The organism is Sphingobium sp. WR1, assembly GCF_059693745.1.
On sequence record NZ_JCATID010000022.1, the window covers coordinates 32,986 to 55,049 of the forward strand.

Genomic DNA, 22,064 nt, shown 5'->3' on the forward strand with positions numbered 1-22,064 from the left:
GATCAGTCTCTCTAGTCTTATTCCGCCAGCGGCGGCACGGAACGGGGCTGGCGATCCTCTCCGATCGCCACGAAAGTGAAGGTCGCGCGGGTGACGCGATAGCTGCGGTCGTCATGGCGCGCGCGGCGCCATGCTTCCACGTCGATCTTCATCGACGTGCGCCCGACGGATTTGAGCGTTGCGAACACCGAAACTTCATCGCCCACCACGACCGGGCGGAGGAACGTCATGCCCTCCACCGCGATCGTCACGGCGCGGCCATGGCCGTGCCGGGCGGCAACCGAGCCGGCCGCCGAGTCCATCAGGCTCATCAACCAGCCACCGAAAATATCCCCATAGGGATTGGTGTCGGCCGGCATGGCGATGACGCGCACCGCCGGACTTTCGGCCGGCGGCTCCTCGTCGATGACGGTCATCAGGCCAGCATACCGATCGGGTTTTCGACCAGCTCCTTGAAGGCCTTCATCAGGCGGGCGCCATCGGCGCCGTCGATCGCGCGATGGTCGAAGCTGCCGGTGGCCGACATGACGGTCGCGATCTGGAGGCTGTCATCGACCACATAGGGCCGCTTGTCGCCCGCGCCGATCGCCATGATCATGCCCTGCGGCGGGTTGATGACGGCTTCGAACTGCTTGATGCCGAACATGCCCATGTTGGACAGCGAGGCGGTGCCGCCCTGATATTCTTCCGGCTTCAGCTTGCCGTCCTTGGCGCGGCTCGCCAGATCCTTCATCGCGGTCGAGATGGCGGCTACGCCCTTGCTGTCCGCTTCGGTCACGATCGGGGTGATCAGGCCGCCGGGGATCGACACGGCCACGCTGATATCGGCGCGCTTGAACTGGAGCATCTGGTCGCCGGCAAATTGCACATTGCATTCGGGCACCTGGATCAGCGCCACGCCCAGCGCCTTGATCAGCAGGTCATTGACCGACAGCTTGACGTTGCGACCGGCAAGACCCGCATTCAGTTCGCCACGCAGCTTGAGCAGCTTGTCGAGCTGAACGTCCACCGTCAGGTAGATGTGCGGCACCTGCTGCTTGGATTCGGTCAGGCGGCGCGCGATCGTCTTGCGCATACCGCTGAGCTTGACGACTTCGTGCGGGATGCCGAAATCCTGCGCTGCGGCGGCGACCGGTGCAGGGGCGGCAGCGGGCGCCGGGGTAGAGGCAGCGGCGGCAGGCGCGGCGGCCTTGGCCGTCGGCGACGCGCCTTCAAGATCGGCTTTCACGATACGGCCATTGGGACCGGAACCGGTCACGGCCGACAGGTCCACACCCTTGGCCTGCGCCAGGCGGCGCGCCAGCGGGCTGGCCTTCACGCGACCATCCGAAGCGGCAGGGGCGGCCGCCTTGGCCGGAACCGCATCGGCCTTCGGCGCGGGTGCGGCGGCTTCCGCCTTGGCCGGGACGGGGTCAGCCTTCGGCGCGGCCTCCGCCTTGGCGCCGCCGGCAGCAGCGGCCGAAACATCCTCGCCCTCTTCGGCGATGATGGCGATGACGGTGCCGACCTTTACTCCTTCGGCCCCTTCGGCGACCAGGATCTTGGCGACGACGCCCTCATCCACTGCCTCGAATTCCATCGTCGCCTTGTCGGTCTCGATTTCCGCCAGCAGATCGCCCGACGACACCGTGTCGCCTTCCTTGACCAGCCACTTGGCCAGCGTCCCCTCTTCCATGGTCGGGGACAAAGCGGGCATCTGGATCGTCTTGCTCATGCGTTCGGGGCCTCTTCTTGATTATGCGGCGCGCGCCATTTGGTGCTTCGTTTCCACCCATTCGCCGGATCGGTCAAGCGACCGCTTGCGGAAGACGGATTTATACCCCACATTTCACCGCACTGGTTCGTTGGGGTCATTTTCCCGACCGTCAACGCCATAAGTTCAATGCGGGGACGATAAGAAGTGCGGACATATCTGGTTGTCGTAGACGAATCGCCGGAGGCCGAAACCGCGCTGCGCTTCGCCGCGCGCCGCGCCGCCAAGACCGGGGGCGCGGTCCGCATTCTGGCGTTGATCCCGCCGGCCGAGTTCGTCCAGTGGGGCGGGGTGCAGGCAACGATGGAGGATGAAGCGCTGCAACGCGCCGAGGCTCTCGTCACCAGCGCGGCCGGCACGCTGACCGACGAATCAGGCATCCGTCCCGGCATCACCGTGCGCCAGGGCGAAGCCGTGGCGGTGGTGCGCAAGACGCTGGAGGAAATGGACGATGTCGCCGCCCTGGTGCTGGGCGCGGCCGCCAGCGGCAATCCCGGCAAGCTCGTTTCCCACTTCACCGGCGCGGACGCGGGCAAGCTGCCCTGCCCGATCATGATCATCCCCGGCGGCCTGGATGCCGACGCGATCGACCGGCTGAGTTGAGTTCGTCATTGCGAGCGTAGCGAAGCAATCCACTGGCGCTCCGATGGATTGCTTCGCTACGCTCGCAATGACGGCTGTCTATCCTTACCGCTTATGCTTCCCCCGCCTCGACCCGATATGCCGGATATTGGCCGGACGCCCGCGCTTGATCCCCGGCCGCGTGCGGTCGCGCTTCACCGGCCCGCCCCGCGGCGCGGGCGCATCGGGCAATTCGAAGCGGAGCGAGCCGTTGATCGGGTCCGCCTCCGCCAGCCGTAGCTCCAGCCTCTGCCCGACCGTATAGCGATCGCCGCTCTCCACGCCCTCCAGCGCCTTGCCCGCCTCGTCAAAGAAGAAACGTTCCGCGCCCAGCGTCGACACCGGCACCAGCCCGTCGCCGCCCAGCCCCTCGACCGTCGCGAAGAAGCCGAAATTCTGCACCCCGGTAATCCGCGCATTGACCAGTTCGCCAACATGGGCCGCCAGATAGGCCGCGACATAGCGGTCGATCGTCTCGCGCTCCGCCTCCATGGCGCGCCGCTCATGGCCGGAGATCATCTCGCCGACCCGGCCCATATTCTCATAATCCTCCTGGCTGAGCGAGGAGCGATCGGGAATGTCGCTACCCTTGGGCGCGGGCAGTTCCAGCCCATGGGCGCCCACCAGCGCGCGATGCACCAGCAGGTCCGAATAGCGACGAATGGGCGAGGTGAAATGCGCATAGCTGCCCAATGCCAGTCCGAAATGCCCCATATTCTGCGGGCTGTAATAGGCCTGGGTCTGGCTGCGCAGGATCTGTTCCATGATCTGCGGCTTTTCCTCCGCTTCACCGATCCTCGCGATCAACTGGTTGAAGGTCGACGGCTTCACCACCTGCCCCAACGCAAAGCTGATGTCGAAGGTCGCCAGATATTCCTTCAGGGACACCAGCTTGTCGCGGCTCGGCGGTTCGTGGACGCGATACATGACCGGCGCCTTCTTGGCTTCAAGCGCCTTGGCCGCCGCGACATTGGCCGCAATCATATAATCCTCGATCAGCATATGCGCATCGAGCCGATCCCGCACCGCCACGCTGACGATCTTGCCGAACTCATCCAGCACCACCCGCCGCTCCGGCAGGTCCAGCGCCAGCGGATCGCGCGCCTTGCGCGCCTTTTGCAACAGCGCCCAGCAGGCCCAGAGCGGCTTGAGCGCCGGCTCCAGCAATTCATGATCCTTCTCGCCGTCGATCGCCGCCTGCGCATCCTCATAGGCCAGCACCGCCGCGACCCGGATCACCGCACGCGTGAAGCGCCACGCCGTCACCTTGCCCTGCGCGTTGATGGTGAGGTGGCAGGCCATGGCCGCCCGGTCCTGCCCCGCGCGCAGCGAGCATATGTCGGACGACAGCTGATGCGGCAGCATCGGCACGACCAGGTCGGGGAAATAGACGCTATTGCCGCGCTTCCTCGCTTCCTTATCGAGCGCGCTGCCGGGGCGGACATAATAGCTGACGTCGGCGATGGCGACGATCGCTTTGTAGCCGCCCGGATTGGCCGCATCCTCGTCCGGCGCGGCCCAGACCGCATCGTCATGGTCGCGCGCATCGACCGGATCGATCGCCACGATCGGCAGGTGGCGCAGATCCTCGCGCTTCTCCTCATGCAGCGGCAGGGCGGACGCCTTCACCGCTTCCTCCTCCACCCGCTCGGGAAAAACATGGGGGATGCCATGCTTGTGGATGGCGATCAGGCTGAAGCTGCGCGGCGCGAAGGGATCGCCAAGAATGTCCGTGACCCGCGCCGAAATGCGCGGCGGCCGCCCATGCGGCTCGGCCAGCACCAGGTCGCCCGGCTTGGCGGTGCCGGCATCGCTGATCGGCGTATCCTTACGGATGCGCTTGTCGACCGGGCGCAGCCACAGCTTGCCGTCGGCCATTTCCTCGACCACGCCCAGCAGTTCCTCGCTGGCCTTGGCGAGCTTCTTCATCACATGCGCGACCCAGCCGCGCCCAGCCTCCTCGGTGCGGGCGAGAATGCGGTCGCCGATCGTCAGCGCCCCCCTCTTCCCCCGCTCCACCACACGCAGCCGCGGCGCGGGTTGGCCCTCCGCCTCCCAGCGCTCGGGCGTCGCGATCAGCGTCGTGTCGTCGACATCGACGATCCGCAGCACCGTCACCTTGGGCACGCCGCCCATCTTGTGGAAGGCCCGCGCCGGCCCGATGTCGACCAGCCCCTCGTCCGCCATATCCTTGAGCAGCGCCTTGAGCGCGATCTTCTCCTGCCCTTTTAGGCCGAACGCCTTGGCGATCTCCCGCTTGCCGGCGGGCGTGTCGGACTCGGCGATGAATGCCATGACCTGATCGCGGGTGGGAAAGCCGGCGGGCCGGACCTTGGCGGAATTTTTCTGTTTCTGGGTCGATGCCATGGACAGGGTATAGGGACGCCATCCCGCCAGTGGTAGCCATTATTCGCCGGCGAAGCCCCTTGCGGGTCCGCCCCGCCCGACGCAATCTGCCGCCATGACGCGCCTGCTCACGCCTGGAGAGGCGGCGCCATGGTTCCATGGCGCCGCATTGGACGGTAATCCCAACTACGCCTTCAGCAGCGTGGGCGGCCGCTGGATCATCCTGCTGATGATAGGCAGCGGGTCGGCGCCGAGCAGCCAGGAGGCGCTCGACCTGCTGGCCCGCCATCGGGATATGTTCGACGACGATCGCGCCTGCTTCTTCGGCGTGACGACCGACCCGCAGGACGCCGCGCAGGGGCGGATCGCCCCCAGCCTGCCGGGAGTTCGCTGGTTTCTCGACTATGACGGGGCGATCTCGACCCTGTTCGGCGCGCTCCGCCAGCAGGATGGGCAGCGCCAATATCATTCCCACTGGCTGCTGATCGACCCGATGATGCGCGTCCGCCAAATCGCGCCCCTTGCGCAGGGCGAAGCGCTGATCGCCATGCTGCGCAACCGCCCGCCCCTTCTTCCCGACACCGACGCGCCCATCCTCATCGTGCCGGACATTTTCCCGCCCGCCCTGTGCCGGCACCTGATCGCGCTGCACGAACGGAGCGGCGGGGAGGATTCCGGCTTCATGCGGGAGGAGGATGGCATCACCGTCCTCAAACTCGATCATACGCACAAGAAACGGCAGGATCATGTCATCGAGGATCAGGCCCTGATCGACCAGCTCAAGGGCCGCATGGGACAGACGCTGCGCCCGATGATCCGGCGCGCCTTCCAGTTCGACGTCACGCGGGTCGAACGCTTCCTTGTCGCTTGCTATGACGCCGAGGGGGGCGGCTATTTCCGGCCGCATCGCGACAACACGACCAAGGGCACCGCCCATCGCCGCTTCGCCTGCACCATCAACCTCAATGCCGAGGACTATGAGGGCGGCGAATTGCGCTTCCCCGAATATGGCGCCCGCAGCTATCGGGCGCCCACCGGTGGCGCGCTGATCTTCTCCTGCTCGCTGCTGCATGAAGCCCTGCCCGTGATCAGCGGCCGCCGTTACGCCTTCCTGCCCTTCTTCTATGACGATGCCGCAGCCCGAGTGCGCGAGCAGAATGTCGGCTTCCTCGCGACCGATATCGGTGGTTATCGATCGGGGTTAGAGGAGCGCGCTGTCTAGGGACACCGCCTCTTGCCAATGTTCCTCATTTGTTCCATATTCGCGCCATGACCGTGCACAAGGGCAGAGGTGCGACGCTGAACGGCGAGAGCCGACGCTTCAACATGCCCGATCGACAGGCCGACGGCGACTGGCTCGACGCGGCGGAGGCGATCGACGGAGAAGCCCCCCGCCTCCGCACCGAGGTCACGGTCGAACATCCCCGCACCATCATCACCCGCAACAATTCCCCCGACATCGCCTTCAGCCAGTCGATCAACGCCTATCGGGGGTGCGAGCATGGCTGCATCTATTGCTTTGCGCGCCCCAGCCATGCCTATCACGACCTGTCGCCGGGGCTGGATTTCGAAACCCGGCTCTTCGCCAAGCCGGACGCGGCCCGACTGTTGCGCGCTGAACTGATGAAGAAGGGCCATGTCGCCAGCCCGATCGCCATGGGCACCAACACCGATCCCTATCAACCGATCGAAAAGGACTGGCGGATCACGCGGCAGGTGCTGGAGGTGCTGGTCGAAACCCGCCATCCCACCTTCATCACCACCAAGTCCGACCGCATCCTGCGCGACATCGACCTGCTCGCCGACCTGGCGCGCGACAATCTGGTGGCGGTGATGATTTCGGTGACGTCGCTCGATCCGAAGATCGCCCGAACGCTGGAGCCGCGCGCCCCGCATCCCGACCGCCGCGTCGCCGCGATCGCGCGGCTGGCCAAAGCTGGAATCCCCGTTTCGGCGAATATGTCCCCGATCATCCCCGCCATCAACGATCATGAGATTGAAAGCGTCGTCGCCTGCATCGCCGCCGCGGGTGCGCGCGACGTCAACTATATCCTCGTCCGCCTGCCGCACGAGGTCGCTCCTCTTTTCCGCGCCTGGCTGGACGAACATTATCCCGACCGCGCGGGCAAGGTCATGGCGATGATCCGCGATCTGCACGGAGGCCGGGACAATGACCCCGATTTCGGCAGCCGGATGAAGGGCCGGGGCGTCTGGGCCGACCTGATCCGCGCTCGCTTCGTCAGGGCGCGCCGCCGCGATGGCCTCGGCGGAGAGCGGCTGGTGCTGCGCTCCGACCTGTTCCGCCCGCCCGAAGGCGCGCAGATGCGGTTGTTTTGAACGATGCGGCAGCGAATGGGCAACTTGCGCCGGTTCCACCCACTCCGTCATCCCCGCGCAGGCGGGGATTCATCTCCCCACCGCCGTGCTGGACGCAAGGTCAGGAGATGGGTTCCCGCCTTCGCGGGAATGACGAGTAAGGGGTGGGAAGTGGATAGTCCGGTTTTGGAGAAATGGCCGGTGATAGTTAACGCTGCGCGGCAAAAATCGTTCGGCAACAATCGCACACTTGCTGACATTCAGCTTAGTTGACAGGTTGCCGATATGACGACCCTGTTCATCGAGGCCGACGAGCCACTCCTTGTTTTTTCTTCCGTCGAGATGGCTGAACAGCATCTTGAAGCGATCGATGTTGATAATGGCGTCTACACACGAGCCTTTGGCCCAGCGGGTGAACTCTTTTCAATCGAGACAGAGGGCGAAAGCGTCGTAATTCGTGCTCTCGGCCAGCCAGCGGACCCAGATAGCCTGCGTGAGCTTCTTCGACGCTCATTACATCAAGTTGGGGAGGTGGTTCCACGGGGCGCCGATCTTCCTACGCTGGTTGCTTCAACCGAAGCTTTCTGGACAAAGCGTCAGCGCGTCGCAACGGCCAAGTTCAAGTCGGGCTGCATGGCTGTGGTCGTCATATTGGCCGGATTGGCCGCATTTTATCTCGGCTTGCGATAGAGGCGGCTTCCCACCAGATTTCGTCGTTCAGCGTCCAACGGGCCACCTGAATGAATGGCCGGTTTCAAGGATGAGGATAATCTGGCTTATTGACCGACAATGGTCGAAAGCCGTCAGGAGTTTTCATCACCCCACCAACCGCATCCCCGACCGCCGCGTCCGCGTCTTGTAACCATCGGCCTTCACGTCCATCCGCTCGAACCGATGGATCGACAGACCCGCGATCGTTGCGATCGCATCCACCTGGTCCGCGCCCAGGCTGTAGCGGTCGCCCAGAAACACCCGTGCCGCCTGCCCGTCGCCCACCGGCGCGCGCAGGAACACCTCGCTGCGCCCGCCATCCGCGCCCGCCAGCAAAGCCGCCAGCGCCTCGACCGCCTGCGGCGTCTCCACATTCACCGTCAATTCCATCCGCGACGCGCTGGCGATCTGGCGGAACGGCTCGACCCCGCGCACGGTGACGCGCGGCGTTTCCTCGCCCGGCAGCCGGTCCAGTTCCACGATCAGCAGCGCGCAATCGCCGTCCGCCGCCAACAGCTCGATCGCCTTGCAGGCGTCCTCGTCGAAGCAACTCGCCTGGAACTGCCCGCTCTGGTCGGAAAAGGTCGCGTTGGCGTAGCGCGCGCCGCGCTTGGTTTCGCGCCAGCGCACATCCTCCACCATCGCCGCCATGATCGTCATGACGCGCCCTTCGGCGTTCGGCGTCCCCATCGGCGCCTGGCAGATCGTGCCATAGCTGCGCGCGCCCCGCGCATCGGCCAGATGCTTGTAGCGGTCGACCGGATGGGCCGAGAAATAGAAGCCGAACGCCTCCTTCTCCTGCGCCATGCGGTCCGCCACCGTCCAGGCCTGATGTGGGGGCACGCGCACATCGGCATGGGGCGTCTCGACATCGCCGAACAAGCCGCCCTGCCCGCTTTCGCGCGCTTCGGCGTTGCTCGACGCGACCGACAGGATCGTTTCCGCCGCCGCATGGACCCCCGCCCGATCGGCATGAACCCCGTCGAACGCACCCGCCGCGGCCAGGCTTTCCAACTGCCGCCGGTTGAGCAGCCGCGGCTCGATCCGGTCGGCGAAATCGTCGAGCGACTTGAACGGCCCGGCCGCCTCGCGCTCGGCGACCAGTTGCTCCATCGCCTTCTCGCCCACGCCCTTCAGGCCGCCCAGCGCATAGCGCACGGCAAAGCCCAGCCTCTTGTCCGCGCCTTCATGGGGCACCGCCTCGACGGTGAAGTCGGCCAGGCTCCGGTTGATGTCCGGCGCCAGGCAGGTCAGCCCCATCCGCCGCATATCGTCGACGAAGACGGTCAGCTTTTCGGTCAGATGGATATCGAACGCCATCGACCCGGCATAGAATTCCGCCGGATAATGGGCCTTCAGCCATGCCGTCTGATAGGCGAGCAGCGCATAGGCGGCCGCATGTGATTTATTAAAGCCATAGCCCGCGAACTTGTCGATCAAGTCGAACAGTTCGTTCGCCTTGGCCGGCTTGATGTCGCTGGCGGCGCAACCGTCGACGAAGCGCGATCGCTGCGCGTCCATCTCCGCCTTCACCTTCTTGCCCATGGCGCGGCGCAGAAGGTCGGCATCGCCGAGAGAATAGCCCGCCAAAATCTGCGCGGCCTGCATCACCTGTTCCTGATAGACGAAGATGCCATAGGTTTCTTCGAGGATCGGTTTCAGAAGAATATGCGGATATTCAATATCTTCCTGCCCGTTCTTGCGACGACCGAACATCGGGATATTGTCCATCGGGCCGGGGCGATAGAGCGACACCAGCGCGATGATGTCCCCGAAATTGGTCGGGCGCACGGCGGCCAGCGTCTTGCGCATCCCTTCCGATTCCAGCTGGAACACGCCCACCGTGTCGCCGCGCTGGAGCAGTTCGTAAACCGCCGGATCGTCCCAGGCGAGCGTATCGAGATCGACCGTCACGCCGCGCGCGGCCAGCAGTTGCACCGCTTTCTGCAACACCGACAGCGTTTTCAGGCCAAGGAAGTCGAACTTCACCAGGCCCGCGCCCTCGACATATTTCATGTCGAACTGCGTCACCGGCATGTCCGATCGCGGATCGCGGTAGAGCGGGACAAGCTGCGACAGCGGCCGATCGCCGATCACCACACCCGCCGCGTGGGTGGAACTGTGGCGCGGGAATCCCTCCAGCTTCATCGCATAGTCGATCAGCCGACGGACCTGATTGTCATTGTCATATTCGGCCCGGAACTCACTGACTCCATTGAGCGACCGTTCCAGCGTCCAGGGATCGGTCGGATGGTTGGGCACCAGCTTGGCAAGCCGATCGACCTGGCCATAGCTCATCTGGAGCACGCGGCCGGTATCCTTGAGCACCGCGCGCGCCTTCAGCTTACCGAAGGTGATGATCTGCGCCACATGGTCCGCCCCATATTTCTGCTGGACGTAGCGGATCACCTCGCCACGCCGGGTTTCGCAAAAATCGATGTCGAAGTCGGGCATCGACACGCGTTCCGGGTTCAGGAAGCGTTCGAACAGCAGGCCCAGCTGCAATGGATCGAGATCGGTGATGGTCAGCGCCCAGGCGACGACCGACCCCGCGCCGGAGCCGCGGCCCGGCCCCACGGGAATATCCTGCTCCTTCGCCCATTTGATGAAGTCGGCCACGATCAGGAAATAGCCGGGAAAGCCCATCTGGATGATGATGTCCGTCTCGAACTTCAGCCGGTCGAAATAGGGCTGACGCGCCTCCTCCCCGACGATCCCGGCCTTGGCGAGCCGCGCCTCCAGCCCCGCCGTCGCCTGATCGCGCAGCATCGCGGCCTCGCCCTCGATATCGCCGGCGAGGCTGGGCAGAATCGGCTTGCGCTTGGGCGCGGCCACGGCGCAACGCTGGGCGACCACCAGCGTATTGGCCAGCGCCTCGGGCAGATCCTCGAACAGCCGCTTCATTTCGCCCACCGGCTTCATCCAGGCGTCGGGCGAGCTGGTGCGGCGATCGTGCGTCTCGACATAGGCGCCGTCGGCGATGCACAGCATCACGTCATGCGCCTCATGGAAATGCGGTTCGGCAAAGCAGGTCGGATTGGTCGCCACCAGCGGCAGGTCGCGATCATAGGCGAGGTCGAGCAATTGCGGCTCCGCCTTGCCCTCGACCGGATCGAGCCGTCGGCAGATTTCGACATAAAGCCGCCCCGGAAACAGCGCCTCCAGCCGCTCGACATAGGCGATCGCCGCGTCCGGCTGGTCCTCGGCAAAGAGCCGCGCCAGCGCCCCCTCCCCGCCCGCCGTCAGCGCGATGACGCCATCGGTTCGCCTTTCCAGCATGTCGAAGGTGACGTGCGGCACTTCCTCGACCGGCCGGTCGAGATGCGCCATCGACACCAGCGCGCAGATATTGTCGTAACCCGCCTCATCCTGCGCATAGAGCGCCAGCCAGTCATGCACCGGCGCGGCATTGGCGGGCCGGTCGGGCCGCAACAGGCCCAGCATCGCGCCGATGACCGGCTGCACGCCCTCGCCCTTGCAGGCGTCGGAAAAGGCCATCGAGCCGTATAACCCGTTGCGATCCGTGATCGCGGCTGCGGGAAAGCCCAGCGCCCTGGCCTGCTTGGCGATCATCTTGGGATCGATCGCCCCTTCGAGCATGGTGAAGGAGGAAAAAACACGAAGCGGAACGAAGGCGGCATGAGGCATTCGGCCAATCTAGGCATCGCGACCGATTCGGCCCACCCCCCAGGCGACGAAATCTGTGGGTAAACCGCTTCGGTTCGACCCTTAAGAGATTGCCAACCAATCGCCTCTATCGTCCGCTCGATCATGCGTCTGTCCACGATCACCAACTGGGCCTATGGAGCCACCGTCGCCCTTACCCTCGCCTCGGGCGCGACCATGTTGCTGGCGTCGGGCGCGGAGGAGCGCGAACGCGCCGCCGTGGCGCAGCGCGCGACCTTCGACCAGCTCACCGCCACGCTGGAGGGCGACGTCTACCGCCTTACGGAGCAGGCGCGCGGCTTCGTCATCACCGGCGATCCCAGCCATGTCATCGCTTATCGGCGTGAAAAGGATGCGCTGCGTTCTGTGGAAAGCCGTATCGCGCATCTGCGCGATGCCGGTGCAAGCACAGGGGAACTTGACGCCTTGCGACAGGCGCTGCACTGGGCCGACGCCCTTTCAGACGAACAGGAAGCCGCGATTCGCGCTTCCCAGTCTGGTGACGACAGAACCGGCCGCACGATCCTGTTCGGTGATGAATATGGCCGCGAGCTGGATCGCGTCGCGGCCCAGGTCGGCAAGTTCCAATATATGCTCGACCAGCGCACAGACCATGCGGTGACGCGCGCGACCGACACGGCCCGGCAATGGCGGACCATGTCGGAAATCATGCTGGCCGTGACCGCGTTGCTGTTCCTGTGCGTCCTTTATTTCGTGTTGAAGCAGCGCATCCTGCGGCCGGTCGTCCGCCTCAGCGACGTTGTGACGCGCCTCGCCGCACAGGATTATGACGCCATTCCGCCGGAATCCAACCAGGTCGACGAGATCGGCGACATGGCGCAGGCCATCCGCATCTTTCGCGAAAATGGCCTGGAACGGCAAAGGCTGGAGCAGGAGCGCGACGCCGACCGGACAATGCGCGATCTGCTGTCGCGCCTGACCCAGCGCCTTCAGGGCTGTGACAACACCGCCGACCTGGTCGAGGTCGTCCGCCGCTTCGCGCCCGAAATCGCGCCCACCTTCCCCGGCCGCCTCTATATCCACGACAATCACCGCAACGTCATGGTCCAGGCCTGCGACTGGCTCTCCCCCGCCTATTCGCGCACCGAGTTTCCGGCCTCCGCCTGCTGGGCGCTGCGCCGGGGCCAGACCCATCGGCCGATCGGCGAAATGGTCGATATTCCCTGCGAGCATCTGGAAACGACCGGCCGTCCCGTCAGCACCATCTGCATCCCGCTTGCCGCGCAGGGTGAAAGCATCGGTATGCTCTATTATGAGGAGCCGACGAATGCGCGCGCCGACGATCTGGATCGGACCGGCAAATATCTGGAAATGCTCGCCGAAAATATCGGCCTCGCGCTCGCCAATCTACGCCTGCGCGACGTGCTGCGCGACATGGCGATGGCCGACGCATTGACCGGTCTGCCCAACCGCCGTCAGTTCGACATCATGCTCCAGACCTTGGTGAACGACGCCGAACGCAACGCCACGCCGCTCACCTGCCTGATGGTCGACATCGATCATTTCAAGCGGTTCAACGACAATTTCGGTCATGATGCCGGAGACGCCGTGCTGCGCGCGGTGGGAACGGTGCTGGCCGAATCCCTGCGCGAAAACGGCCATGCCTTCCGCCTGGGCGGGGAGGAGTTCGTCGTGCTGATGCCGGGCTTCAGCCTCGACCAGGCGCTTGGACGCGCGATGCAGATCCAGCGGCGCATCCAGGATCTGCGGATCGAGCATCGCGGCAAGGAACTGGGCACGATCACCGCCAGTTTCGGCCTTGCCACCTTCCCGGAACATGGCCGGGCCGACCGTCTGCTCCAGACCGCCGACGCCGCGCTGCTGCGCGCGAAGACCGAGGGCCGCGACCGCATATTGGTCGCGACCGTCCGGGACGGGACATCGGTAGCGGCGTAAAGCGAGATGACTATGGTTTGAGGTGGTTTACCTCATCCTGGCCTAACCGCCTTCCAGCACGCCCTCGTGCAGGCGGACCACCCGGTCCATCTTCTCGGCCAGCCGCTCATTATGGGTGGCGACCAGCGCAGCGGAGCCTTCGCCCCGCACCAGCCGCAGGAATTCGGCCAGCACCACATCGGCGGTCCGCTCGTCCAGATTGCCGGTCGGTTCGTCCGCCAGCACCAGCGCCGGCCGGTTCGCCAGCGCGCGGGCGACCGCCACGCGCTGCTGCTCGCCGCCCGACAGCTGGCTCGGCCGATGGTCCAGCCGATGCCCCAGCCCAAGCGACGTCAGCAGCGATTCCGCGCGCGCGCGCGCCGTCGCCATGTCCACGTCACGGATCACCTGCGGCAGGATGACATTCTCGGTCGCGTTGAAATCGGGCAGCAGATGGTGGAACTGGTAGACGAAGCCCAGCGCATCGCGCCGCAACCGGGTGCGCCCGTCATTGTCCAGCTTCGCCGCCTCCTCGCCGTCGATGCGGATCGATCCGTCGAACCCGCCCTCCAGTAGGCCCACCGCCTGGAGCAGCGTCGACTTGCCCGACCCGGACGGCCCCAGCAGCGCGACGATCTCGCCCGGCCCGACCGACAGGTCGATGCCGCGCAGCACGTCGATCGTCACCCCGCCCTGGGTGAAGCTGCGGGTCAGGCGACCGACCTTCAACACATCATTCATAACGCAGCACCTGCACGGGATCGGTATTGGCGGCCTTGAAGGCCGGATAGAGGGTCGCCAGAAAGCTGAACAGCAACGCCATGACGCAGATGACGGTGATCTCCACCGGATCGGGTTGCGAAGGCAGTTCGGTCAGGAAGCGGATCGAGGGGTCCCAGAGATTCTGCCCGGTCAAGAACTGGATGAAGTTCACCACGCTCTGGCGGAAGAAAAGGAAGGTGAAGCCCAGCGCCATCCCCGCCACCATGCCCAGCGTGCCGATGGTGACGCCCACCGTCATGAAGATCTTCACCAGCCCCACGCGGCTCGCCCCCATGGTTCGCAGGATCGCGATGTCGCGCGTCTTCGCGCGCACCAGCATGATCAGCGAGGACAGGATGTTGAACACCGCGACCAGCACGATGATCGACAGGACGACGAACATGGCCACCCGCTCGACCGCCAGCGCCTCGAACAGCGACGAGTTCAACTGCCGCCAGTCCTGCACCGCCGCGCGCCCTGCCACCTTGGCCGCCAGCGGCTCCAATATCTGCCCCACCCGGTCGGCGTCGACGGTCTGCACCTCGATCATGCCGACCACATCGCCCAGCAGCAGCAGCGTCTGCGCATCCTCGATCGGCATGACCACGAACGCCTTGTCATAATCATAGATGCCGACCTCGAAGATCGCGGCGACCTGATAGGACACTTCGCGGGGCACGGTGCCGAACGGCGTGGCGCGGCCCGCCGGGTTGATGACGGTCAGGCTGTCACCCACCTGGATGCCAAGATTTTCCGCCAGCCGCGATCCGATGCCGATTTTGCTGCCGTGGGGCGTCAGCGCGTTGAGGTTGCCCGAAATGACCTTCGCCTTCAGCGTCGCGTTGCTGCGAATGTCCTGCACGGTCATGCCGCGCACCAGCACCGCTTCCACACGGCCCTGAAAACTGCCCAGCAGCGGCTGCTCGATCATCGGCGTCGCGCTGGTGACGCCCGGCGTCGCCCTGGCCTCCTTCAGCACCGACTGCCAGTCGGGCAGCCGCCCGCCATAGCCCTGCACCACGGCGTGGCCGTTCAGACCAACGATCTTGTCGAACAGTTCGGCGCGAAAGCCGTTCATCACGCTCATGACGATGATGAGCGCGGCGACGCCCAGCATGACCGCGACCAGGCTGATGCCGGCGACGAGGAAGATGAAGCCTTCCCCCTTGCCCGGCAACAGGTAGCGCTTGGCGATCATGCGTTCGTAACGGGAGAGAATCATGTGGCGCGAACGGCCCTTCGAATAATGGTCTGGCTGATGGCTTAGGGATCGCCATGCCGCACGGCAAGCATTGCCCGATTGTTGCATCGCCGCCACAGGGCTGGAGCGAAAATCACAGCGGCCCGATTTTGCCCGTGACTCGGACCCACGCCGGTCATAGCAAGACAATCGAAGCACAGGTGAAAGGCCGTGGTTCAGGGATACTGCATCCCGTTTCGAGCTTAGGGGGCTAAGAAGCGGTTGAGGCAGGCCAAGGGGGAGACGAGCAATCGTCCATTAAACACCCGGATCGTGAAAGCACGGTCCGGGTGTTTTTTATTGTTCCTGCCGCGCCTTATTCTTTTCTTTCCTTCTTCTATTATGATGTTTCACGACGACACGCTTGCGCTCCCGCCAGTCCGCCCTTGAAACCCGAAAGAGCGCAACCATATCAATCCCGTCCGGCCGCCACACGGGGCCGGGCGCAAATATCGCCGGATGCCAGTCGATGGGTCCGGCATGTTCATTTTGCTCGTTGGAGATTATGACAATGCGTGGTTTCGACCTGACCCCCTATCGCCGTTCGACGGTGGGCTTCGATCGTCTGTTCGACCTGATCGAAAACAATGCCCGCCTCGCCCAGGGCGACAATTATCCCCCCTTCAATATCGAGCGCCTGTCCGAGGACCGCTATCGCGTGACCTTGGCCGTGGCCGGCTTCCGCCCCGACGAAATCGATATCACCGCCCAGCAGAATCTGCTCCAGGTGATCGGCCGCAAGGATGACGCATCGGGCGCCGACCGTTCCAAATTCCTGCATGTCGGCATCGCCAACCGCAGCTTCGAGCGGCGCTTCGAGCTTGCCGACTTCGTGCGGGTGGAAAAGGCCGATCTGGCCGACGGCCTGCTGACGATCGAGCTGGTGCGTGAAGTTCCCGAAGCGATGAAGCCCAAGAAGATCGCCATCAACGGCGGTCAGCTGGTGGACATCAGCGTCAAGGATCGCGACGCCGCCTGATTGGGCATCATGGAAAAGACGAGGGGCGCGACCGCGAGGCCGCGCCCTTTTTGCTGTCCTATCTGGAAACGATCGGAGAAGATCGTTCCATCCTGAACGGTGTGAACTTCGACTCGATGGAAGGATCAGATTTCCACCTGGCTGCCCAGTTCCACGACGCGGTTGGTGGGCAGGCGGAAAAATTCCATCGCGCTTTCCGCGTTGCGCAACATCCAGGCGAAGATCTTCTCCCGCCACAGCGGCATACCCGGCTTCGCTGATGGCAGCAGCGTCTGGCGGGCAAGGAAGAAGCTGGTGTCCATCATCTTGAACGCCTGGCCGCAGCCAGTGACATTCTTGAGCGCGGCGGGCACGTCCGGCTCCTGCATGAAGCCGTAATGCAACACCATGCGGAAAAAGCCCCGGCCCAGATCCTCCAGCTTGCAACGGCCGTCATCCTCGACGATCGGCACGCCCTTGATCTTGACGGTCAACAGGATGACCCGCTCGTGCAGCACCTTGTTGTGCTTCAGGTTATGCAGCAGCGCATGGGGCACGCCGTCGGGCGTCGAAGTCATGAAGACCGCCGTGCCGGGCACGCGCACCGCGCTGTTCGCGGCGGACGCCACGAACACCGGGATCGGCATTGCCGCTTCCCGAAGACGATCCTGCACCAGCCGCCGGCCGCGCGACCAGGTGGTCAGCAGCGTGAAAACGATGAAACCGATCAGCAGTGGGAACCAGCCGCCATCGGGCACCTTGGTCAGATTGGCCGCCAGATAGGCGCCGTCGACCAGGAAGAAGACCGACAGCAGCGGGGCGGAATAATACCATTTCCAGTGCCACAGGCGGTAGAGCAGCACGGTCAGCAGCAGATTGTCGATGAACATCGCCCCGGTGACGGCGATGCCATAGGCCGCCGTCAGGTTGGACGATGTCTGGAACACCAATACCAGCAGGATGACCATGGTCATCAACCCCCAGTTGATGAGGGGGATGTAGATCTGCCCGGCGGCCGATGCGCTGGTATGGGCAATGCGCAGGCGCGGCATGAAGCCCAGCTGGATCGCCTGCTGCGTGACCGAGAAGGCGCCGGAAATCACCGCCTGCGACGCGATGATCGCCGCCAGCGTTGCCAGCACGATCAGCGGCAATTGTCCCCATTGCGGCGCCAGATTGTAGAAGGGACTGTGCAGCGCCGCCGCCCCTTCGCGGAACAGGAGCGCGCCCTGCCCCATATAGTTGAGCATCAGCGCCGGCAGCACGAAAAAGAGCCAGGACACGCGAATCGGGCTACGGCCGAAATGCCCCATATCGGCGTAGAGCGCTTCGGCGCCGGTCACGGCCAGCACGACCGATCCCAGCGCCAGGAAGGCCGGCAGCGGATCGGTGACGAAGAACATCACCGCCCAATAGGGATTGAAGGCGTAGAGGATGCCCGGCGTCTGCACGATCGACAGGACGCCGAGCGTCGCGATCGTGATGAAATAGAGCAGCATGATCGGGCCGAAAAGCGACGCGACCCGATTCGTCCCCAACCCCTGGATCCAGAACAGCCCCAGCAGGATCAAAACGGCGACCGGCAGGATCGCGGGCGCGAGGTCGGGATTATAGACCGCCAGACCTTCGACCGCGGACAGCACCGACACAGCCGGGGTGATCATCGAGTCGCCGTAGAAGAGCGCAGTGGCGAACACGCCCAGCAGCACGATGCCGCGCGACCAGCGCTGCGTCCTGGTCTGACCGTTGATCAGCGCCAGCAGCGCCAGGCTGCCGCCCTCGCCCTTATTGTCGGCGCGCATGATGATGCTGACATATTTCAGCGTCACCACCAGCATCATCGACCAGAACATCAGGCTGATGACGCCAAGGATATGATCCGGGTCGAGATCGAGATGATGATGGCCGGCGAAGGTTTCGCGGAAGGCGTAGAGCGGGCTGGTGCCGATGTCGCCGAACACAATGCCGATCGCGCCGACGACCAGTTTCAGCGTGGCCTTCTGCCGCGCATGACCGTTGCCGCCAGACTCATCCTCCGCCGTCGCCGGCGCGGTGTTGGGAAGGAGATCAGCCATGGAAGAAAAACCAGATGGTCATTGGGCACCAGGCTGAAAGGAACCGGGCTGAAAAGAACCGGGCTGAAAGGGATATGTCATACCCTGCATGGTGCCGCGCCCTATCACGCCTCCAGACGGGGCGCAATCATCCGCGCTGCACCGCATCATTGCGAGACAGGAACGCCATTGGCCAGCATCGCATCGATACGCGCGATGTTGCTTTCCAGTTCCGCCTTGACCTGGCTGCCCGCCGGCGCGCTGTCGGCAAGCGGCGCCCAAAGGTCGCGCGCGGCCTCAAACCGTCCGGCGCGGGCAAGGGCGAAACCGTAGAAATAGCGCGGCGCCGGTCCCTCCGGGTCGAGCGTCAACGCCCGGCGGTAGGCGAACTCCGCACCCGGCGAAATCACGCCGTCGGCATGATTGACCAGCGCATTGCCCAACCCCAGCCAGAGATTGGCGTCGTCCGGCGTGTCGCGCAGCCCCGACAGCAGGACATTGGCGGCATCCTTGGTCTTGCCCTGCCGGGCGAGGCCATCGGACAGCATCATCCACTGGGCGGCCGGACCGAAACGCTCGGCAAGGCCGCGCCGCTTTTCCGCCAGCTTCTCGTCAAACGCCTCGCCCTTGCTCTCGACCAGCTTGCGCGGCGCCCCGGCAAGGCCCGGATGCCCCTGCCAGGCATAGCCGGCAAGGCCCAGCAGCAGCGCAGCGGCCGTGATTTCCCGCGTCGATCGCGGAATGCGGCCGACGAACAGCAGGGAAAGGAAAGCCGTCGCCGCCAGCCCGAACGCGATCACCCAGCCCGTCATCGGCCTTTTCTCCGCTTGATTCGTCCCCGCAACAGCAGCAGGCCAAGCCCCAGCAGGAAGAAAGGCGCGGCCCAGAGCGGCCAGAGGATCGGCGCGGCGGTCGGCTCATAGCTCACCCAGTCGCCATAGCGGGACACAAGCCAGGCGCGAATCGCCTCGGGCTGCTCGCCCGCGATGATCCGCTCGCGAATCTGGGACCGCATGTCACCCGCCATGCTGGCATTCGAATCGGCGATCGACTGGCTCTGGCAGGTGAGGCAGCGAATGGTTTCCATAAGCGCCTTGGCCTTGCGCTCCTGCGCCGCATCGGGAATCTGCCGGTCGGCCCAGGGCGCCGGCGGCAAGGCGGTCTGCGCGGCCAGCGGCGCGGCGAACAGCGCCAGCAGCAAGGCGAAAAGCAGCCTCATCGCGCGTTTCTCAGCCGGTCGAGGATCATCGGCACATCGTCGGCGCGGATATCGCCGATATGCTGATAAGCGATGCGCCCCCTGCCGTCGATCACGAAGGTTTCCGGCACGCCCGACGAACCCAGCGCCATCTGCACGGCACTGCGCGCATCTAGGCCGATGCGGGCATAGGGATTGCCGTAGCGCTTCAGGAATCCGTCGACATCGGGGCGGGCGTCGCGAATGGCGATGGCGTCGATCTCCACCCCGGCCTGGCTGAGCGCCATCAGTTGCGGCGCTTCGGCCGCGCAGGGGACGCACCAGCTCGCGAAGATGTTGAGCAGGCGCGGCTTGCCGGTGGCGAGCTGGGCGCTGGCCAGCGCGGGCCGATCGCTGGCGCCCGCCGGCAAGGCGAAGGCAGGGAGAGGCTGCCCCACCAGTCTGGAATGGATGATACGGTCATCGGGCTGGAACAGGCCGCTGGCGAACAGGCCGATGAAGGCGAGGAACAACAGAAGCGGCAGCCAGATCAGCAGCTTCCTCATGCCATTGCCCTCCGCGCCCGCCATTTCAGCAGCCAGCCGCGACGCTCCCGCCCGACCAGCGCCAACATACCGCCCAGGGCGATCAGGACGCCGCCCAGCCAGATAAGCGTGACGAACGGCTTCCACCAGATGCGCAACTGCCAGCGCCCGCCTTCGACCTCTTCGCCAAGCACGACATAAAGTTGGCCGTTCCAGCGGGTCAGCAACGCCGCTTCGCTGGTGGTGGTCGGCGGCGAGGCGAAGAAGCGCGACTGAGGATGGATCAGTGTCGGCGAACCGCCCCGGTCGACCTCCATGTCCGCCTGGAGCGCGGTCCAGTTATCGCCGGCGATCGGTTGAATCCGCACGAAGCGCAACGTCCATCCGGCGCTCTGGATGGTGTCGCCTGGACGGGCGGCCACCAGCTTCTCGACCGTGAACGCCGAATCACAGGCCATGCCTGCCAGGCTCACCGCACAGCCGAGATGCGCGATCACCATGCCCCAGGTGAAAAGCGGGGTGCGCCAGAGGTTGCGTTTCCAGAGCGGAGCGATGCTCGCGCTTCCCACGGCGATGGCGATCAGAAGGCCGAGGAAAGGCAGGATGCCCACGCGTCCCCAAGCAAAAGTGGTGAGCGCAACGGCTGCGATCACGGCAATGACGGCGGGCACGCGCAATCGCTTCCCGACCGCCGTTGCCCGATCGCGTCGCCAGCGCACCAGCGGCCCTATCGCCAGCGCAACCATCAGCGCCAGCGCGATGGGGCCGGCAATCCGGTCGAAATAGGGCGCGCCGACCGACACTTTGTGGCCGAAGGCTTCGGTCATCAGCGGATAGAGGGTGCCGATCAACACGATGCCCAGAATGACCGACAGGAACAGATTGTTCATGACCAGGAACGTTTCGCGGCTGACCAGTTCGAACGGCGCGCCTTCGCGTACCGATCCGATCCGCCAGCCGAACAGTGCCAGCGCGCCGCCGATATAGATGGCCAGCAGCGCCAGAATGAAACTGCCGCGTTCGGGATCGACGGCGAAGGCATGGACGCTGGTCAGGATACCCGACCGGACCAGGAAGGTGCCGACCATGGACATGGAGAAGGCGATGACCGCCAGCATGACCGTCCAAGCGCGCAGCGCGTCGCGCGTCGCTAGCACGGTGACGCTGTGCAGCAGCGCGGTGGCGGCAAGCCAGGGCATGAGCGAAGCGTTCTCCACCGGGTCCCAGAACCACCAGCCGCCCCAGCCCAGTTCATAATAGGCCCAGTAGCTGCCCGCCGTGATGCCCAGCGTCAGCAGCACCCAGGCGGCCAGCACCCATGGCCGCATGGCGCGGGCGAAGGCAGCGTCCACCTGCCGCGTCAGGAGCGCGCCGATCGCGAAGGAAAAGGCGACCGACAGGCCGACATAACCCAGATAAAGCGTCGGCGGATGGAAGGCGAGGCCGGGGTCCTGCAGCAGGGGATTGAGGCCCTGCCCGTCGGGCGGCGGCGGGTCGATCCGCGCGAAGGGATTGGAGGAAAAGAGCAGGAAGGCGTAAAAGCCAAGGCTGATCGCCGCCTGTCCGCCCAAGGTCGCCATATGCGTATCGCGTCGCAAAGCGCGCTCGAACAGGGCGACGGCGGCCCCGGCGACGCCCATGACCGTGACCCAGAGCAGCATCGACCCTTCATGATTGCCCCAGGTTCCAGCGAATTTGTAGAGCCAGGGCTTCATCGAATGGCTGTTGGTCGCGACAAGCAGCACGGACATGTCGGACCGCATGAAGAGCGTGACGAGCAGCGCAAAGGCGATCGCGGTCAGCACGCCCTGCGCCACGGCGGCGGGACGGACACCGGCCAGCAGTTCGGCCTTGCCTCCCTTCAGGCCCACAAAGGCGAGGACAAGCTGGAGCAACGCCAGCGCGGCGGCGAGCCAGAGGGCGGCCAGGCCGGTTTCGGCGATCATGCGTACTGCCCCCGTGATGGTCGACCTTCATCCTCCCCTGCAAGGGGAGGTGGCAGGGCGTAGCCCTGCCGGA

17 protein-coding genes are annotated in these 22,064 nt (G+C 65.0%); 6 read left to right on the top strand and 11 right to left on the bottom strand.

Annotated features, from left to right (window positions below; translation table 11 throughout):
* Window positions 1-17: 17 nt before the first annotated feature.
* Together AC58EF_RS21485 and AC58EF_RS21490 are read right to left on the bottom strand one after the other, a co-directional pair.
* The gene (locus AC58EF_RS21485; RefSeq protein ID WP_497278476.1) at window positions 18-416 is read right to left on the bottom strand and encodes an acyl-CoA thioesterase; all 399 of its coding nucleotides are present in this window, start codon (window positions 414-416) and stop codon (window positions 18-20) included.
* Complete coding sequence (locus tag AC58EF_RS21490; protein ID WP_497278477.1) at window positions 416-1,714, bottom strand: pyruvate dehydrogenase complex dihydrolipoamide acetyltransferase; 1,299 nt, start codon at window positions 1,712-1,714, stop codon at window positions 416-418. The genes AC58EF_RS21485 and AC58EF_RS21490 overlap by 1 nt, the downstream gene beginning before the upstream one ends.
* 186 nt (window positions 1,715-1,900) lie before the next feature.
* Between AC58EF_RS21490 and AC58EF_RS21495 the strand changes: the two genes are divergently transcribed.
* The gene (locus AC58EF_RS21495; protein ID WP_497278478.1) at window positions 1,901-2,356 is read left to right on the top strand and encodes a universal stress protein; all 456 of its coding nucleotides are present in this window, start codon (window positions 1,901-1,903) and stop codon (window positions 2,354-2,356) included.
* A gap of 84 nt (window positions 2,357-2,440) precedes the next feature.
* Here the strand turns inward: AC58EF_RS21495 and rnr are convergent, their stop codons facing one another.
* The gene (gene rnr, locus AC58EF_RS21500) at window positions 2,441-4,741 is read right to left on the bottom strand and encodes a ribonuclease R (protein ID WP_497278479.1); all 2,301 of its coding nucleotides are present in this window, start codon (window positions 4,739-4,741) and stop codon (window positions 2,441-2,443) included.
* Window positions 4,742-4,835: 94 nt separating this feature from the next.
* Between rnr and AC58EF_RS21505 the strand changes: the two genes are divergently transcribed.
* The 3 genes from AC58EF_RS21505 to AC58EF_RS21515 all read left to right on the top strand — a co-directional run bounded on the left by AC58EF_RS21505 (window position 4,836) and on the right by AC58EF_RS21515 (window position 7,726).
* Entirely contained in the window at window positions 4,836-5,942 is a 1,107-nt protein-coding gene (locus AC58EF_RS21505; RefSeq protein ID WP_497278480.1) for a 2OG-Fe(II) oxygenase, read from the top strand.
* Window positions 5,943-5,989: 47 nt separating this feature from the next.
* Window positions 5,990-7,057, top strand: a complete 1,068-nt coding sequence (locus tag AC58EF_RS21510) for a PA0069 family radical SAM protein (protein ID WP_497278481.1) — start codon at window positions 5,990-5,992, stop codon at window positions 7,055-7,057.
* Window positions 7,058-7,321: 264 nt separating this feature from the next.
* Entirely contained in the window at window positions 7,322-7,726 is a 405-nt protein-coding gene (locus AC58EF_RS21515; RefSeq protein WP_497278482.1) for a hypothetical protein, read from the top strand.
* A 126-nt stretch (window positions 7,727-7,852) separates the two neighbouring features.
* Here AC58EF_RS21515 and dnaE read toward each other — a convergent pair whose 3' ends face one another.
* Window positions 7,853-11,395: a DNA polymerase III subunit alpha gene (gene dnaE / locus AC58EF_RS21520; RefSeq protein WP_497278483.1), complete on the bottom strand. Its 3,543-nt coding sequence runs from the start codon at window positions 11,393-11,395 to the stop codon at window positions 7,853-7,855.
* A 123-nt stretch (window positions 11,396-11,518) separates the two neighbouring features.
* Here dnaE and AC58EF_RS21525 point away from each other — a divergent pair, with 123 nt between their 5' ends.
* Window positions 11,519-13,330, top strand: coding sequence for a diguanylate cyclase (locus AC58EF_RS21525; RefSeq protein ID WP_497278484.1), 1,812 nt, complete (start codon window positions 11,519-11,521; stop codon window positions 13,328-13,330).
* A 42-nt stretch (window positions 13,331-13,372) separates the two neighbouring features.
* Here the strand turns inward: AC58EF_RS21525 and AC58EF_RS21530 are convergent, their stop codons facing one another.
* Both AC58EF_RS21530 and AC58EF_RS21535 read right to left on the bottom strand, forming a co-directional pair.
* Window positions 13,373-14,050, bottom strand: a complete 678-nt coding sequence (locus AC58EF_RS21530; protein WP_497278485.1) for an ABC transporter ATP-binding protein — start codon at window positions 14,048-14,050, stop codon at window positions 13,373-13,375.
* Window positions 14,043-15,293, bottom strand: coding sequence for a lipoprotein-releasing ABC transporter permease subunit (locus AC58EF_RS21535; protein ID WP_497278486.1), 1,251 nt, complete (start codon window positions 15,291-15,293; stop codon window positions 14,043-14,045). Before AC58EF_RS21535 ends, AC58EF_RS21530 begins: the two co-directional genes overlap by 8 nt.
* A gap of 529 nt (window positions 15,294-15,822) precedes the next feature.
* Here AC58EF_RS21535 and AC58EF_RS21540 point away from each other — a divergent pair.
* Window positions 15,823-16,290, top strand: coding sequence for an Hsp20 family protein (locus tag AC58EF_RS21540; protein WP_497278487.1), 468 nt, complete (start codon window positions 15,823-15,825; stop codon window positions 16,288-16,290).
* A gap of 125 nt (window positions 16,291-16,415) precedes the next feature.
* Here AC58EF_RS21540 and AC58EF_RS21545 read toward each other — a convergent pair whose 3' ends face one another.
* The 5 genes from AC58EF_RS21545 to AC58EF_RS21565 all read right to left on the bottom strand — a co-directional run bounded on the left by AC58EF_RS21545 (window position 16,416) and on the right by AC58EF_RS21565 (window position 21,991).
* Window positions 16,416-18,344 (bottom strand): potassium transporter Kup, encoded by a 1,929-nt coding sequence (locus AC58EF_RS21545; RefSeq protein ID WP_497278488.1) that lies wholly within the window; start codon window positions 18,342-18,344, stop codon window positions 16,416-16,418.
* A gap of 146 nt (window positions 18,345-18,490) precedes the next feature.
* Window positions 18,491-19,135 carry a tetratricopeptide repeat protein gene (locus AC58EF_RS21550; protein ID WP_497278489.1) on the bottom strand — a complete coding sequence of 215 codons (645 nt, stop codon included), beginning with the start codon at window positions 19,133-19,135 and terminating at the stop codon, window positions 18,491-18,493.
* Window positions 19,132-19,542, bottom strand: a complete 411-nt coding sequence (locus tag AC58EF_RS21555; protein WP_497278490.1) for a cytochrome c-type biogenesis protein — start codon at window positions 19,540-19,542, stop codon at window positions 19,132-19,134. The genes AC58EF_RS21550 and AC58EF_RS21555 overlap by 4 nt, the downstream gene beginning before the upstream one ends.
* Window positions 19,539-20,066 (bottom strand): redoxin family protein, encoded by a 528-nt coding sequence (locus tag AC58EF_RS21560; RefSeq protein WP_497278491.1) that lies wholly within the window; start codon window positions 20,064-20,066, stop codon window positions 19,539-19,541. The genes AC58EF_RS21555 and AC58EF_RS21560 overlap by 4 nt, the downstream gene beginning before the upstream one ends.
* Window positions 20,063-21,991 carry a heme lyase CcmF/NrfE family subunit gene (locus AC58EF_RS21565; RefSeq protein ID WP_497278492.1) on the bottom strand — a complete coding sequence of 643 codons (1,929 nt, stop codon included), beginning with the start codon at window positions 21,989-21,991 and terminating at the stop codon, window positions 20,063-20,065. Before AC58EF_RS21565 ends, AC58EF_RS21560 begins: the two co-directional genes overlap by 4 nt.
* Between the last annotated feature and the right edge of the window lie 73 nt (window positions 21,992-22,064).